Annotated in this window: 15 protein-coding genes and 1 pseudogene; 8 read left to right on the plus strand and 8 right to left on the minus strand. The window is 71.0% G+C overall.

The features are described 5' to 3' along the window. Positions 1-28 precede the first annotated feature (28 nt). Positions 29-844 carry a creatininase family protein gene (locus RV986_RS08900; RefSeq protein WP_475916870.1) on the plus strand — a complete coding sequence of 272 codons (816 nt, stop codon included), beginning with the start codon at positions 29-31 and terminating at the stop codon, positions 842-844. Positions 845-1,008: 164 nt separating this feature from the next. Here RV986_RS08900 and RV986_RS08905 read toward each other — a convergent pair. From RV986_RS08905 to RV986_RS08925, 5 genes and pseudogenes are all read right to left on the minus strand, one after another. Beyond that, positions 1,009-2,274 (minus strand): annotated as a pseudogene (locus tag RV986_RS08905) (lysylphosphatidylglycerol synthase transmembrane domain-containing protein); the annotation flags it as partial. Positions 2,275-2,291: 17 nt separating this feature from the next. Further along, complete coding sequence (locus RV986_RS08910; protein ID WP_475924221.1) at positions 2,292-3,230, minus strand: class I SAM-dependent methyltransferase; 939 nt, start codon at positions 3,228-3,230, stop codon at positions 2,292-2,294. Positions 3,231-3,232: 2 nt separating this feature from the next. Next, on the minus strand, positions 3,233-4,405 hold the full coding sequence (locus RV986_RS08915) for a glycosyltransferase family 4 protein (protein ID WP_475924222.1): 1,173 nt from the start codon (positions 4,403-4,405) through the stop codon (positions 3,233-3,235). 68 nt (positions 4,406-4,473) lie between these two features. Further along, positions 4,474-4,872: a 6-pyruvoyl trahydropterin synthase family protein gene (locus RV986_RS08920; RefSeq protein WP_475916871.1), complete on the minus strand. Its 399-nt coding sequence runs from the start codon at positions 4,870-4,872 to the stop codon at positions 4,474-4,476. A gap of 137 nt (positions 4,873-5,009) precedes the next feature. After that, complete coding sequence (locus tag RV986_RS08925; RefSeq protein ID WP_475916872.1) at positions 5,010-5,990, minus strand: zinc-dependent alcohol dehydrogenase; 981 nt, start codon at positions 5,988-5,990, stop codon at positions 5,010-5,012. A 106-nt stretch (positions 5,991-6,096) separates the two neighbouring features. On the opposite strand from RV986_RS08925, the gene RV986_RS08930 reads away from it, so the two are divergent. Further along, positions 6,097-6,855, plus strand: coding sequence for a CDP-alcohol phosphatidyltransferase family protein (locus RV986_RS08930; RefSeq protein WP_475916873.1), 759 nt, complete (start codon positions 6,097-6,099; stop codon positions 6,853-6,855). A gap of 88 nt (positions 6,856-6,943) precedes the next feature. On the opposite strand, the gene RV986_RS08935 is transcribed toward RV986_RS08930, so the two are convergent. After that, complete coding sequence (locus RV986_RS08935; RefSeq protein ID WP_475916874.1) at positions 6,944-7,339, minus strand: hypothetical protein; 396 nt, start codon at positions 7,337-7,339, stop codon at positions 6,944-6,946. 1,195 nt (positions 7,340-8,534) lie between these two features. Between RV986_RS08935 and RV986_RS08940 the strand changes: the two genes are divergently transcribed. Beyond that, positions 8,535-9,590: a glycoside hydrolase family 5 protein gene (locus RV986_RS08940; protein ID WP_475916875.1), complete on the plus strand. Its 1,056-nt coding sequence runs from the start codon at positions 8,535-8,537 to the stop codon at positions 9,588-9,590. Between the two features lie 229 nt (positions 9,591-9,819). On the opposite strand, the gene arsM is transcribed toward RV986_RS08940, so the two are convergent. Then, the gene (gene arsM, locus RV986_RS08945) at positions 9,820-10,740 is read right to left on the minus strand and encodes an arsenite methyltransferase (RefSeq protein WP_475916876.1); all 921 of its coding nucleotides are present in this window, start codon (positions 10,738-10,740) and stop codon (positions 9,820-9,822) included. Positions 10,741-10,845: 105 nt separating this feature from the next. Between arsM and RV986_RS08950 the strand changes: the two genes are divergently transcribed. The 4 genes from RV986_RS08950 (at position 10,846) to RV986_RS08965 (ending at position 12,943) form a co-directional block, all read left to right on the plus strand. Next, positions 10,846-11,220: an ArsR/SmtB family transcription factor gene (locus RV986_RS08950; RefSeq protein ID WP_475916877.1), complete on the plus strand. Its 375-nt coding sequence runs from the start codon at positions 10,846-10,848 to the stop codon at positions 11,218-11,220. Further along, the gene (locus RV986_RS08955) at positions 11,217-11,957 is read left to right on the plus strand and encodes an aquaporin (RefSeq protein ID WP_475916878.1); all 741 of its coding nucleotides are present in this window, start codon (positions 11,217-11,219) and stop codon (positions 11,955-11,957) included. The genes RV986_RS08950 and RV986_RS08955 overlap by 4 nt, the downstream gene beginning before the upstream one ends. Positions 11,958-11,987: 30 nt before the next feature. Beyond that, positions 11,988-12,398 carry an arsenate reductase ArsC gene (locus RV986_RS08960; RefSeq protein WP_475916879.1) on the plus strand — a complete coding sequence of 137 codons (411 nt, stop codon included), beginning with the start codon at positions 11,988-11,990 and terminating at the stop codon, positions 12,396-12,398. 167 nt (positions 12,399-12,565) lie between these two features. Then, on the plus strand, positions 12,566-12,943 hold the full coding sequence (locus RV986_RS08965; protein WP_475916880.1) for a hypothetical protein: 378 nt from the start codon (positions 12,566-12,568) through the stop codon (positions 12,941-12,943). Between the two features lie 151 nt (positions 12,944-13,094). Here RV986_RS08965 and RV986_RS08970 read toward each other — a convergent pair whose 3' ends face one another. Further along, positions 13,095-13,802, minus strand: a complete 708-nt coding sequence (locus RV986_RS08970) for a TetR family transcriptional regulator (protein ID WP_475916881.1) — start codon at positions 13,800-13,802, stop codon at positions 13,095-13,097. Positions 13,803-13,943: 141 nt separating this feature from the next. Between RV986_RS08970 and RV986_RS08975 the strand changes: the two genes are divergently transcribed. Continuing rightward, positions 13,944-15,080: an FAD-dependent oxidoreductase gene (locus RV986_RS08975; protein ID WP_475916882.1), complete on the plus strand. Its 1,137-nt coding sequence runs from the start codon at positions 13,944-13,946 to the stop codon at positions 15,078-15,080. Positions 15,081-15,216: the final 136 nt, after the last annotated feature.

A 15,216-nucleotide genomic window follows, 5' to 3' on the forward strand; every position in this document is an offset into this window, starting at 1 on the left:
CCTAAGCAGAGTCGAAAGGCCGTGAAACATGAGTGGTTCGGGAACGCGCTCGGCGGTGTCCGGTCTGTTGCCGACAGACACCACGGAGGATGTACGGGAGCGGGGGGCCGGTGTCGCCCGTGAGGTCGCCGTGCTTCCGGTCGGGAGTTTCGAACAGCACGGTGCCTACCTTCCGTTGGCGACGGACACCCTGGTCGCATGCGCCGTCGCGCGGGAGATCGCCGCAGCTCATCCGGTCCATCTTCTTCCTCCGGTGACGGTCTCCTGCTCCCACGAGCACGCGGCGTGGCCGGGGACCGTGAGCATTTCCGCCGCCACGCTGCACGCCGTGATACGCGACATGGCCGCGTCGCTGCGCCACTCCGGCGTCGACACCCTGGTGCTGGTCAACGGGCACGGCGGAAACTACGTGCTGGGAAACGTGGTTCAGGAATCCGTCGGCACTGGTACGCGTATGGCGCTTTTCCCGGCCATGGAGGACTGGGAGGCAGCGCGGGAACGGGCAGGCGTGGAGACCTCGTTGCTCACCGATATGCACGCCGGGGAAATCGAGACCTCCATTCTTCTGCACACGCATCCGGAATTGGTCAAACCCGGTTACGAGACCGCCGATTTCATCGCGGACGACCGGCGTCATCTGCTCACCCTCGGGATGTCCGGCTATACCGAGTCCGGCGTGATCGGCCGTCCTTCGAAGGCCTCCGCCGAAAAGGGGAAGGAACTTCTGGCGGGGCTGACCGACGCCTTCGGGGCGTACTTCTCCTTGATGACGGCGAAGACGCTGCCCGCGGCCTCGGGCACCGGCACCGGCACCGGCACCGGCACGGAAACCTCGGGGGCGTGAACTTCGGTGGTCGCTGATCCTCGGCATTGATCGTGTCCTCCTGCGTTCTCCTCCCGGGGGCGCCGCAGCGCCGCGACCCACCGGACGACCAGGACCACGACGCCGGGCAGGGCGGCGACGAAGCTGAGCACTCCGTAGATCACGGCGACGCTCAGGCCCATGCCGGCGCCCAGCCCGGCGGCGCCGAAGGCCCAGGCCATGACGCCTTCCCTGGGGCCCCAGCCGCCGATGTTCAGCGGCAGCCCCATGGCGAGCAGGGCCAGTAGCGCCAGCGGCAGCAGCACGGCCGCGGACGCGGTGGATCCGGCGACCCGGGCGGCGAGCAGGAACATCGCCAGGTGTCCCACCAGCACCGCGACCGACGAGATCAGCACGCCCGGCCAGTTGCCGCGGGCGAGCAGCGCGCCCCGCGCTTCGGTGAGCGCGGCGCGGACGGCCCGGTGCCGCCGGGACGGGCCGGACGACGACGCCCTGCGCTTGCGGACCGCGCCCGCCGTGACGACCGCGCAGACCGAGACGATCACCAGGATCAGGGCGAACCGGCGGGCGTCGGCCAGCACCGGTGACGGCTGGGTGAGCAGGACCACCGCGCCGACGGCCACCAGCACCGCCTGGCCCGCGGTCCGTTCGAGGACCACCGCGCGTACACCGCGGCCGATGTCCCCGGCGCTCTGGCCGTGCCGTACCGCACGGTGCACATCGCCGAGGACACCGCCGGGCAGCGCCGCGTTCAGGAACAGCGCCCGGTAGTAGTCCGCGACGGCCGCGCCCAGCGGCAGCCGGATGCGCAGCCCCCGTGCCACCAGACACCAGCGCCAGGCGCTGAGCACCGTGGTGATCAGCCCGAGTCCCAGCCCTGCCAGCAGCGTCGGGCCGTCGACCCGCCGCAGTCCGTCCAGGAAGACACCGGTGCCCAGTCGCCAGAGCAGCACACCGAGGATGGCGACACCGGCGACGGACCCGAGGTGGGTACGGATGAGACGGGAGGTGAGGAAGCCACGCAGGGGCCCTGCCTTGCGCGCCCCCTCGACCTGAGTGGAACTGTGGCCGGCCTCGTGCGAGGCGTGGCCCACATCGGACCCCCGCGAGGCGTGGCCCGCCTCGGCGTCACGCCGAGCGGGGGCCGAATCCGTCTCCGTCTCCGTATCGCGCCGTACGGGCGTCGAGTCCGTCTCGGTGCCGGCCGGCACCGAGGTCGACGTACCCCGCGTGGTCTCGCCGCGCGCCGGTATGACCGCCAGCCTGCCGCGGTCGGAGTCCGCCGCCGGGCGGGCACCGATGAGCTCGGCCGCGCCACCGGCCGGGACCGGATCCGCCGCGGTCACCTCGTCGCGCACTTGGATCAGGTCCGCGTCGTCGTGCACCAGCACGGCGGTCGCCGTGCCGTGCGCACGGGCCGTGTCCGCGTCCACGCCGACCGGCGCCCCCATCGCCTCAACCCCCGTGCTCACACCGCACCGCCCGTCGGCCTGGGCAGCGCCAGTACGTCGCTGTGGTGCACCAGCACACGCAGCTCACCCGCGGCGCAGGCCGCGAGACGGGACTGCAGATACGACTCTGCGCTCGCGGCGAGCGCAGGGCGCTGCTCGACGGCCGCGCCGACCCAGCCGCGCAGCCACTCCGCCGTGAGGTCGGCCTCGGCGGCGCCGAGCCGCCAGGGACTCGGATGCACCCGTACCGTCGCGCCGTGCCGGTCGAAGGCCTCGCAGGCCGCCGTGATCGCGTCCGGGCCGAGCAGCTCGCCGCGCCGCTGGTGGGCGTTGAACGCCTCGGCGAACTCGGCGTCCAGCGGGTCGGCCGGGGTGAACTCGACACGCCCCACGACGGAGAGCGTCAGCAGCGCCGGGACTCCGGCCCCCGCGCAGGCCGCCGCGAGCCGGTCGATCTCCTCGCGGTTCAGCACGTCCAGCAGGGCGGACGCCGTCACCAGCGAGGCCCCGGTCAGCGCGTCCGCGGTCAGCCGACCGATGTCGCCGCGCTGGGTGGTGACCGTGACCTTGCTGCCGTCGGCGGCCGCGCGCGGTGCGCCCACGGTCGCGAAGTGCAGCAGATAGGGGTCCCGGTCGTGCAGGATCCAGTGCTGGGCGCCGTCGAGACGCGGAGCGAGCCAGCGGCCCATGGAGCCGGTGCCGCAGCCGAGGTCGTGGATCACCAGGTCGCCGCCGCGCACCGGCCGGTTCGCCAGCCGGATGCGCAGCGGGTCGAGCAGTTCGGGCGCCCGCGCCGCGGCGTCCGCCGGCTCGCGCAGCTGGAGCCACTGGGGGGCGTAGCGGGGCACGTCGTCGTCGGGCGCGCCCGCGCGCTGCCCCGGTACCCCGGACACACCACCCTGCACGCCCACCTCCGACACGCCCCGTCCCGGAACCCCCGAGGGAGTAGCTGTCATGCTCATGCCGCCCTCCGAGGCTGCTCCGGAAGTCGTCCCAGTACACCGGCCAGGCTGCGGGCCGTGGTCGCCCAGCCGCCCAGTGCGGCCCGGCGCCCCCGCGCGGCGGCCTTCAGCCGGCGCCGCACATCGGCCTCGCCGAACCAGCCACGCAGCTCCGTCGCGAGGGCGGCCGGGTTCTCCGGCGGTACGAGGATGCCGGGGACCCCGCCGTCGGGCGCGCGCCCGACCGCTTCGGGGAGCCCGCCGACGTCCGTGGCCAGCACCGGGATCCCGCGCGCGAGCGCCTCGGTGACGGCCATGCCGTACGTCTCGGCGTACGAGGTGAGGACCATGAGGTCGGCCGCCGCGTAGCTCGCGTCGAGTTCGGCGCCCGCCTGCGCTCCGGCGAGGTGCAGCCGGTCGCCGAGCCCGTACTTCTCGATCAGCGCCCGCAGCTGGGCGACGTACGCCGGGTCCTGGGTGAGTCCGCCGACGCAGACACAGCTCCAGGGCAGGTCGGTGACGGTGGCGAGGGCCTCGATCAGCCGGTGCTGGCCCTTGCGCGGGGTGACCGCGGCGACGCACAGCAGCCGCGAGACGCCGTCGGTGCCGGAGGCGATCGGGGCGATGTCGGCGCCGGGCGTGGCGACATGGACCCGGTCGGGGGCGAGCCCGTGGTGGGCGACGAGCCGCCGTACCGCCCAGTCGCTGGTGGCGACGACGGCCGACACGGCCCGCAGCGTCGTCCGCTCCTTCGCGTCCAGCTCGGCGGCCACGGCGGGCGCGAGCCCGGTCTCGTCGCCGAGCGGCAGGTGCACGAGGACGGCGATACGCAGCCGCTCGGCCTCGGGGACGATGATCTCGGGGACACCGCAGGCGACGAGCCCGTCGAGGAGGACGACCGTGTCGTCCGGGAACTCACTGAGCGTGCGGGCGAGTTCCGTACGGGCGGCGGCCTGTGGCCGGGGCCAGCTGCCCGCCACGGCGTGCTTGTGGACCTGCCAGCCGAAGCCGGGCAGGTCCAGGCAGAGCCGCCGGTCGTAGGCGTTGCCGCCGCTCGGCGTGGCCAGGTCGTCGACACCGCCGGGCATGACGAAGTGCACGGAGCGCAGGGACATGGGGATGATCTCGGCGTTCTTGAGAGCCGGGTGCTGTACGGGCACGTAGTTCAGGGAGGTCTGGTCATGCTTCATGGCGGCCTGGCCACTGTTCGGGAAGGGCCGGCCGGCCCTGGAGGACGCCTGGTCCGTGGTCATGTCGGTCACAACGCACGCTCGTAGCTCGCCCAGGCGATGTGCGATTCGTGCAGGGTGACCGTGATGCCCGTGAGGCCCTGGGCACCCTCGCCGAGGGCGCCGGCCCGCACCCGCTCGGCGAGTCGGTCGGCGATGACCTTGGCCAGGAACTCCGTCGAGGTGTTGGTGTTCTTGAAGTCCGGCTCGTTGTCGAGATTGCGGTAGTTCAGCGCGCTGACGACGGCGCCGAGTTCCTGGGTGGCCAGACCGATGTCGACAACGATGTTGTCGTCGTCCAGCTCGGGGCGGCGAAACGTGGCGTCCACCAGGAACGTCGCCCCGTGCAGGCGCTGCGCGGGTCCGAAGACCTCGCCACGGAAGCTGTGGGCGATCATCAGGTGATCGCGGACGGTGATGCTGAACAACGGACGACCCTCCAGGTGCGGCACGTCTGATCCCCTGCCGGGACCATGCCGTGTAGTACGGCTGCCCCGTTCTCCTTGTTCAGCTGCCCGTTCCCCTTTCTTTGCAGTCCTTGGAGGTCAGGCAGGCTGTCCAGCGCTCAAACGTCTTGGTAGACGACGCGATGGCACAACCCGGGTATCGATCCGGAGGCCAACTTCGGCAGCACGTCGGGCAGTTCGGCGAAGTCGCACTCACCGGTGACGAGCGCGTCGAAGGCGGGCTCGGCGAGCAGTTCCAGGGCGAGCGCCAGCCGGTCGGCGTACGTCCGACTGGCCCGCCGCGCCGGCGAAACGGAACCCACCTGGCTGCTGCGCACGACCAGCCGCCGTGAGTGGAAGGCCTCCCCCAGCGGCAGACTGACCCGCCGGTCGCCGTACCAGCTCATCTCCAGGACGGTGCCCTCCTGGGCGAGGAGTTCCAGCGACCGGGTGAGCCCGGCCTCGGTGGCGCTGGCGTGCACGACGAGGTCGCACTCGTCGGCGGCGTCCGCGGGGAGCGCGAAGTCCACGCCGAGGGCGCGGGCGATGTCGGCGCGCGTGGGGTCGGCGTCGACGAGCTGGACGCGTACGCCGGGGAAACGGGCGAGGAGCGCGGCGATGGAGCAGCCGACCATGCCGCCGCCCACCACCGCGATCCGGTCGCCGACCAGCGGCGCGGCGTCCCACAGGGCGTTCACCGCGGTCTCCACGGTCCCGGCGAGCACGGCCCGCGCGGCGGGGACGGAATCCGGTACGACGGTCACGGCGCTCACCGGGACGACGTACCGCGTCTGGTGCGGATACAGGCAGAAGACGGTGCGGCCCAGCAGACCCGCCGGGCCTTCTTCCACCCGGCCAACGCTCAAATAGCCGTATTTGACCGGAGCGGGGAAATCCCCGTCCTGGAACGGTGCACGCATCGAAGCATGCTGACTTTCCGGTACGCCGCCACGGAAGACGAGGGTCTCGGTGCCCCGGCTCACCCCCGAGTAGAGCGTGCGCACCAGCACCTCCCCCTCGACAGGGGCCGGCAAGGCGACCTCGCGTATCTCGGCGTGGCCGGGCGAGCTCAGCCAGAAGGCGCGAGCTGTGAGTTCCATGAGCGTCCCCCTGAACGAATCAGCAGATCTTCACGTACGGACCAGTGACAAGCCGCGCACTGTACGCGGCGTTGATCGACTCTGTCATACGGCCGGAGGATGTGCGGTGGCCCTGAACAACACGTACGACGCGAGGCTCCTGGCGCAGGAGACCACAGTGGGAGCGGGTCTGCAGCTCCTGGTGCTGGCTCTGCTGGGCACGGCGATCGGGATGGGGCCCGCGGGCTGGCTGACCGGTCTGGCCTTCGCGATCGCCACCTGGGCTGTACTGACCCGCGCCCTGCGCCGCTCAAGGCCCCGTTCCTTCGGACCCGCCAACCGGGTGACACTCGGCCGCGCGATCCTGGTCGGCGGGGTCACCGCCCTGGTCGCGGACTCCTTCCAGAGCTCGCCCCCGGTCAGCCTGCTGGTCGGACTGACCGCCGTCGCCCTGATCCTGGACGGGGTGGACGGCAAGGTCGCCCGCCGCACCGGCACCTCCACCGCGCTGGGCGCCCGCTTCGACATGGAGGTCGACGCGTTCCTGATCCTCGTCCTCAGCGTCTACGTGTCGATGTCGCTCGGCCCCTGGGTGCTGCTGATCGGCACCATGCGCTACGCGTTCGTGGCGGCGGCCCGGGTGCTGCCCTGGCTGAACGCGGCGCTTCCGCACAGCATGGCGCGCAAGACGGTGGCGGCCCTGCAGGGGATCGTGCTGCTCGTCGCGGGCGCCGGGATCCTGCCCCTGGCGGGCAACGCCGCCGCCGTACTCCTCGCGCTCGCGTCGCTGGTCTGGTCGTTCGGCCGCGACATCACCTGGCTGTACCGCCACCGCCACCCCGTGCGGGAGCCGCTCGTCGTCCGTGAGCTCGTCGAAGCACGTTGACCCGGCACGGGGTCCGCGCCGGTGGTGCCGCCCGGCTGGAGGTCCCCGGTGAATCGGTACAGCGTTCCGTCGACCACCCCGACGCCTTTCATCGACGCGTCGCCGGCGGTGGGGCGGCGTAGGAGGTCGCGGTGATGACCGTGTCCCGGACCGTGTGAACGTCGGTCTTCACGCCGGTGGCGGCGGTGTACGCGAGCAGCGCGGCCGGAGGCAGCGAGGCCACCGTCACGCGGAGCACCTGCCGGCCGTCCATCCATCCACACGGTGATGGTCCTGCCGGAGACGGAGACGGCCACGGCGTGCGGTCCCGAGCGCAGGCGGGCACGGTGGTGCTGGTCGCCGCGTAGGTGAAGGTGCTGCCACCCTCCGCGGTGGCGATGCCGACGAAGTTCGAGGACGGGTCCTTGGCGTTGCTGTTCGAGGACGGATCGTCGGCGTTGCCGAAGGTGTCGAAGGTGTCGAAGGTGTCGAAGGTGATCACCACGCCCGGTGCCCGACCAGCCGAGGCCGCCGCCGTTGCCGCCCAGCGCGCTCGGGGTGGCCCGGACCGGGTCCACCAGGCCGAAGGTGAGGCCGTCGGCGCCGGTACCACCGCCGATGACGATGGTGAACGCCGCCTTGAAGCCGTCGGTGAGCACCGGGACGGGGAAGACCGCCGAGCCTGCCTGGTCCGGGGTCGCCCGGGTGGGCCGGAGGTCGTTGCCGGAGAGCCGCGCGGATCCGTTGAGCTTCCAGCCGCCCGTTCCCAGGAGCAGACAGCCCGTCAGCAATGTGACCAGGGAGCCCTACGGCCGGGTTCCGCCGCGTCGGCCGTCGGGTCGGCCGTCGCCCTCCGGTCCGCGGATGCGGGGCATGGCTTCCACCTCGGTACGTGAGTGCGCGAGGGCGGAGACCGGCAGGTCCCGCCGGCGCTCATCGTCGACGGCAGCCCCCGCACATCGAACGTTCCTGGTGCGCGGGCCCGGCGTAGTTCACCCCGGCAGGCCAAGGGCGCCCCTCTTCCCGCCGCCCTCGGCCCCGGGTCCGAGAACCCGTCGCACAGCGCGAACGACGTTACGTGCAGGAAACCTTGACGATCTCTGTGCCGGGTGCCACGATTCCGGCGCCGCAATGTTTGCGTAAACATCCCCTCGGGTCCAGCTCCGGTCGCAAGATCCGGGCGGCGCTTCACCGAAGGATGTTTACGTAAACACAGCGTTGCGGCTGGTGAAGCAGGGAGGAGTGGAGACGATGGCCTCAGCGCCGCGGACGAGGGACAACGGTGCGGGGGAGCCGTCGGCCGTGAGCCGCCGATGGTGGATCGGCCGGCTGTTCGACGGCCGGAACTCCCCCGCCTAGGGCCCCAAGGGCCAAGAGCGGGGCTCCTCCCCTTGCAGCGGCAGCGGCAGCGGCAGCAACCCTGCCGCCCGCGCGGACGGGGCGGGCCCGCACCCCGCATCCCGTAGTCCCGCATCCCGCATCCCGCATCCCGCGGCAATTCCGTACTCCCTACCCCTGTACTCCGTACCCCCTCATGCCGAGCCACCGGTGCAGCACCGGTGCAGCACCGGTCGTCACCGGGCCCATCGACGGCGAGCCGACACCATCCGTCCGCCGGCCCGGTACACCTTCCGACGGCCGCTCAGCCACGCGCGGGCTCCGCCATGTGCTGAATCGCCATCTCTTGAAAGGGCACGCTGATGCGCAACACCTCCGCCGGCACCCGCCTCAACCCCAGACTGCGCGCCGCCTTCGTGGCGTTGCTGATCGCCGGGACCAGCGGCACCGCCATCGCAGGCAGCCCCGCCTACGCCGCGCCGAGCAAGGGCACGACCCAGTTCAAGGGCGTGAACTGGGCCGACCCTCGCGACAACTTCGCCGACGACCCGGTCGTGCTGTCCGGACTGTCGACCTCCGACAGCTACGCCCAGACCTACGCCAAGGCGAGCCGGGTGATCTCGGCGTTCCGCGCGAACCTCGGTGCCAACACCGTCCGGCTGCCGATCAACCCGTACACCGTCAACGGCTCGTACTGGAAGTCCTACCGCGGGGTCATCGACGCGGCGTCGGCCAAGGGCTTCAAGGTCATCCTCTCCTACTGGGAGGGCACGGGGGCGAACAAGGACGGCTTCATCGACGACCCCGCCACCTTCTGGCCCATGTGGAAGACCGTGGTCAAGGCCTACAAGCACGACAAGCAGGTCTACTTCGAGCCGATGAACGAGCCCCACGGCTACACCGACACCGAGTGGGCCGACATCGCGGCGAAGTGGCTGGCCACCTACCCGTCGGTCCCCCGCGACCGGGTGTTCGTCAGCGGCGCCGGCTACAACGACCACGTCACGTCCGTCTGCGCCGACCCGCGGCTGAAGGGCACCTACCTGTCGCTGCACCACTACGGCTTCTGGAAGGACTACGCCACCTACGACCAGTGGGTGGCCGACCTCAAGGAGCGCATCGGTGACTGCGCGGGCCGGACCGTCGCCGACGAGTTCGGAGCCCCGATGACTACCGGGCTCGACTACAACAAGCCGACTCCCGACAACAACTTCATCAACTACGTCCAGGCGGTCACCGACACCTTCCGGCAGCTCAAGATGGGGTCCGTCTACTGGCCCGGTCTGCGCACCGACGACACCTACTCGCTGCAGACCCTGACCGGCGACCCCGCCCGGCCGTGGCTCGCCACGACGAACCAGTCCGGCGCCGACCGGCTCGACTGGGGCTGGGGACGCGGCAAGCCCGTCCAGCCCTGAGCCGGCCTTCGGCATGACCGCCGACTGACGTTGTGCTGCGGTTGACGCCGACGCACGGTCCTGCTCCCTCGTAGCGGCTCCGCCCCGGAACTCGGGGCGGAGCCGCTCGTCGCGGACGTCATCGTCGGAGCGGGAGTTCCCCTCCACCACGTCGCAGCGTGACGATGGTCATGGTCATGGTCATGGTCATGGTCATGGTCATGGTGATGGTGATGGCGATGGTGTGGTGTCAGTTCTGGCAGGCGCAGCCCGACGCGGCCTTGGCCTCGGTGACGGTCAGGGCAGAGTCGACGGCGGTTTCCGCCGTGGTGCAGCAGGCATTGATGCCGCAGCAGGCGTCCACCGACTCCGCCGCCTCCACTGCCTCCACCGCCTCCACCGCCTCCGGCGAGGCGCCGGTGGACAGCGGCTTGGCGGCACGGACGATGGCGGAGTGCATGCCGTCGGCGACGGAGTGGGTGGGGGCGATCTCGACGTCCGTGAACCCGGCGGCCTCCAGGCCCGCCCGGTATTCGGCGAAGGAGAGCGCACCGGCGATGCAGCCGACGTAGTCACCGCGCTCGGCCCGCTGGTCCGGGGTCAGCACGTCGTCGGCGACGACGTCGGAGACACCGATCCGGCCGCCGGGCTTCAGCACGCGGAAGGTCTCGGCGAACACGGCCGGCTTGTCGGTGGACAGGTTGATCACACAGTTGGAGATGACCACGTCGATCGTGTTCGCGGGCAGCGGGATGGCCTCGATGGTGCCCTTGAGGAACTCCACGTTCGTCGCACCGGCCTTCTCGGCGTTGGCCAGGGCGAGTCGGAGCATCTCGTCGGTCATGTCCAGGCCGTACGCCTTGCCGGTGGGGCCGACACGGCGGGCGGAGAGCAGCACGTCGATGCCGCCGCCGGAGCCGAGGTCGAGGACACGCTCACCGGCGCGGAGTTCGGCCACGGCGGTGGGGTTGCCGCAGCCCAGGGAGGCGGCGACGGCCTCGGCGGGCAGGGAGTCGCGCTCGTCGGCGGCGTAGCGGGTGGAGCCGAAGTTGTCGTCGACCTCGACCGGCTCGGGCCCGCAGCATGCGGTGCCGCCCTCGGTGACCTGCACGGCCGCCGCGGCGTACCGCCGGCGGACCGTTTCGCGCAGGTCGGTGGACTGTTCGCTCATGACTCACTCCTGGGTGACGGGGTAGGGCGGTACCCCGGAACGGCCTGTATTGACGTTCATTGATGCAACCTTGCGCCTTGAATCGAAAGACGTCAACATAGAAGCATGTCGAAACAAGAGCTTGAGGTGATCGGCCAGGACGCCACCTGCTGCGAGGGCCTGGCCACCGCCCCACTGGACGAGGAACGCGCCGGGGAACTGGCGAAGGTTTTCAAGGCGCTGGGCGACCCCGTGCGACTGCGGCTGCTGTCGATGATCGCCTCACGCGGGGCAGGCGGAGAGGTCTGTGTCTGTGAGCTGACCCCTGCCTTCGAGCTGTCCCAGCCGACGATCTCCCACCACCTCAAGCTGCTGCGGCAGGCCGGTCTCATCGACTGCGAGCGCCGCGGAACGTGGGTGTACTACTGGGTACTGTCCGGTGTCCTGGACCGGATCGCCGCGTTCCTGACCACACCGCAGACCGCCGGGGCCACCGCGTGAGCGCGCCGCTCGGCCGCCGCGTCGCCGCCGAAGCCGTGGGGACCGGCCTCCTGGTGGCGGTCGTCGTCGGATCGGGCATCCAGGCCGCCGAGCTGTCGCCCGACGTCGGTGTGCGACTGCTCGCCAACTCCCTCGCCACCGTCCTCGGCCTGGGGGTGCTGATCACGCTGCTCGGTCCGGTCTCGGGCGCGCACTTCAACCCCGCGGTCACCCTCGCCGCCTGGTTCACCGGCCGCCGCGACGACACCGGCCCGACCTTGCGGGAGGTCGCCGCGTACGTACCCGCGCAGGTCGCGGGGGCGATCGGCGGCGCGGTCCTGGCCGACGCCATGTTCGCCAGGCCGCTGGTGAAGTTCTCCACCCACGACCGGTCGGCCGGGCACCTGTGGCTGGGCGAGGTCGTCGCCACCGCCGGACTGATCCTGCTCGTCTTCGGCCTGGAGCGCATCGGCCGCGCAGCCCTGGCCCCGGCCGCCGTGGCCTCCTACATCGGGGCCGCCTACTGGTTCACCTCCTCCACCTCCTTCGCGAACCCCGCGGTGACCGTCGGCCGTATGTTCACCGACACCTTCGCCGGGATCGCGCCCGCCTCCATCACTCCGTTCATCACGGCCCAACTGCTCGGCGCCGCGCTCGGGCTGGGCGCCGTGGCGATGGTGTACGGACGTACGGCTCGCACGGCTCCTACGGCAGACGTCGTCGTCCCGCACGGCGAGCCCGAACCCGCCTCCTCCTGACCCCTCCCTCCACCTGCAAGGACACCTGCCATGCCCACTCCCTCCGTGCTGTTCGTCTGCGTCCACAACGCCGGCCGCTCCCAGATGGCCGCCGCCTTCCTCACCCACCTCGCCGGCGACCGGGTCGAGGTGCGTTCGGCCGGATCGGCTCCTGCCGACACCGTGAACCCGGCCGTCGTGGAGGCGATGAAGGAGAGGGGCATCGACATCTCTGCCGAGACCCCGAAGATCCTCACCACCGAGGCGGTGCAGGCATCCGACGTGGTCATCACCATGGGCTGCGGGGACACCTGCCCGGTCTTCCCCGGCAAGCGGTACCTCGACTGGCAGCTCGACGACCCCGCCGGCCAGGGTGTCGACGCCGTACGCCCGATCCGGAGCGAGATCGAACAGCGCGTGCGCGGCCTGCTCGCCGAACTCGACATCCCGGCCACGACATGACCACCGCGCAGACGTCGTCGCGGAGCGCCGGTACCCGTCGCTCCAGACCGGGAATCCTGCGCGGGTGAGGGTGCATATATCCGTCAACCGCCCTTAATTCAAAGGGACTTGACTGTATGGTCGGCTGCGGCTTCTCAGCGGGAGGGGCCAGCACAGGGGGAGAAACCGTGTCAGAGATTTCCCGGCGGACCGTACTGGGCACCGCGGGCACGGCCGCAGCGGCAGCGCTTCTCACCACGGCAGGGACAGCGCAGGCAGCCGCCGCCGCGGACGACAAGAGCGAAGACACCCGGCAGGCCACGAACCAGGAGACCGATACACCCATGGCCGTCACCACCGAAGCGCAGAAGTACGAGGCCTACGTGGAAACCGAGGAGGGCGAATCGCTGACCCACGCCACCTTCGCCGCCAACACCGACATCGGCGATATGTGGGCCTTCGTGGACTCGGCCCTGGCCCGACTGCAGCCGAGGTACCCGAACTCGACATTCACCGGGGTCGTTCGGCGGTACGACCAGGTGATCACCGAGATCGCACACCCGTAGGGACTCGCTTCCGCAAGGGACACCGCGCGAGCCGGGTCGAGCCCGGCCGCCGGCGGTGCACCGGCGAAGAGGCGACATCCGGCGCTGGAGCAGTTCGCTCCAGGCGATGTACCCGTCCATGAGCCGGGGTCCCGAGACCGCGAGGGGCCGGCTACGACGGCGCCGGGTCGGTCGGCCTTTGACGGGCGGTGATTCCGGTGGTGATTCCGGTGAGGATGAGGTCGATGCCGGCGAGGAACTCTGTTCGGTCGTCGTGATCGCGTAGTTGGTCCGCGACGTTACGGGTGAACGCGTACTCGTCGGGATCGAGGTTTGCCCATACGGCCGAGACAGTGGTGAGGAACTCGGTCCGACTGGTGTCCGGCTGGTGCGCGCGGGCGTTGGCCGCGTTCTGTCCGCCCACTCCGAGAATGTAGTTCAGTAGCGCGGACGCGGCGGTGAACTGGGCGGTGTTGGGTACTCCGAGCGCTTGGACCTGGCGCCCGATGTGTTCGAAGACCCGCAGCATCGGCGACTGCCCCGGGGCGCGGGCGAGTTGGGTGCCGACCCACGGGTGGTCGTCGATCGCGTCGAACACGCCGAGCGCGAGGGTGCGGATCGCCTCCTGCGGCGTCGTATCGGCGGTGCCGGCGGTCATGGTGCCGGCGACGACGGCGTCGGTGGCGGCACTGAGGAGTTCGTCCTTGCCCGTGACATGCCAGTAGATCGCACCGGGACCGGTGGCGAGGCGCTCGGCCAGCAGGCGGAAGGTGAGTCCGCCCTCGCCCGCTGTGTCGAGCAGCGCGATCGCGGCCTCGACGATGCGCTCCCGGGAGAGCGGTTCCTCTCGTCGCTCTTGACGACGCGTCCTGGTTGCCATGCATACATCCTGACACACGCCTGGAACATTGTTCCAGCTTGACATCCCTGGAACGCCGCTCCAGTCTGGCGTTGGAACAGCATTCCAGAGATGACCTGCCGGGTGCCCGCCCGGCAGGCGTGCCACACGCAAGGAACCACCATGACCACTGACGTCACGATCATCGGCGCCGGGCTCGGCGGACTCACCCTGGCCCGCGTCCTGCACGTCCACGGCATCCGGGCGACGATCTACGAGGCGGAGCCCTCGCCGACCGCCCGCGCACAGGGCGGCATGCTCGACATCCACGACTACAACGGGCAGCTCGCCCTCAAGGCCGCCGACCTGTTCGAGGAGTTCCTCGGCCTCGTCCACAAAGGCGGTGAAGCGTCGCGCGTGCTCGACAAGGACGGAACCGTGCTCCTCGACGAACCCGACGACGGCACCGGCGGGCGTCCGGAGGTCCACCGCGGCGACCTGCGCCGCGTTCTGCTCGACTCGCTGCCTGCCGACACGATCAAGTGGGGGCACAGAGCCACCGCGTTCCGCTCGCTCGGCGGCGGCCGGCACGAAGTGACGTTCGTGGACGGGGCGACCGTGGAGACCGGTCTGCTGGTCGGCGCGGACGGGGCGTGGTCGCGGGTCCGTCCGCTGCTGTCCGACGCGAAGCCCGAGTACGTCGGCATGTCCTTCATCGAGACATACCTGTTCCACAGCGACACCCGCCACCCGGCCGGCGCACAGGCGGTCGGCGGCGGCGCGCTCTTCGCACTCGCACCCGGGAAGGGGATCCTCGCCCACCGGGAGCCCGGCGGCGTCCTGCACACCTACGTGGCGCTCGACAAGCCGCAGGAGTGGATCGACGCCATCGACTTCACCGACGCGGGCGCGGCCACGGCCCGGGTCGCCGAGGAGTTCGACGGCTGGGCCCCGGCGCTCACGGCGCTGATCACCGATGGTGAGACCGCTCCGGTCCCGCGGACCGTCAACGCCCTGCCGATCGCACACCGGTGGGACCGCGTGCCCGGAGTGACGCTGCTCGGCGACGCCGCCCACCTGATGTCACCGTTCGCCGGCGAGGGCGCCAACCTCGCCATGTACGACGGCGCCGAACTCGGCAAGGCCGTCGCCGCGCACCCGCACGACATCGAGGCCGCGCTCACCACGTACGAGGAAGCCCTGTTCCCACGGAGCGCCGCCGCCGCCACCGAGGCTGCCCGGAACCAAAAGCTGTGCTTCGACGACAACGCCCCGCACAGCCTCATCGACCTCTTCACCAACCACGAACAGGTCGGGTGAACGTCGAGGACCATCGAGGAATCCCTCTGCCCCCGCCGTGTTCTCCCCTCTACGGCAAGCCGACCGACCGTTTCGGCGTCACCCGGATCATCGACGTCGTCCCGCAGTACATCGGTCGAGGTCGACGCGAGCAGGG

The organism is Streptomyces sp. RLA012, from assembly GCF_056270325.1.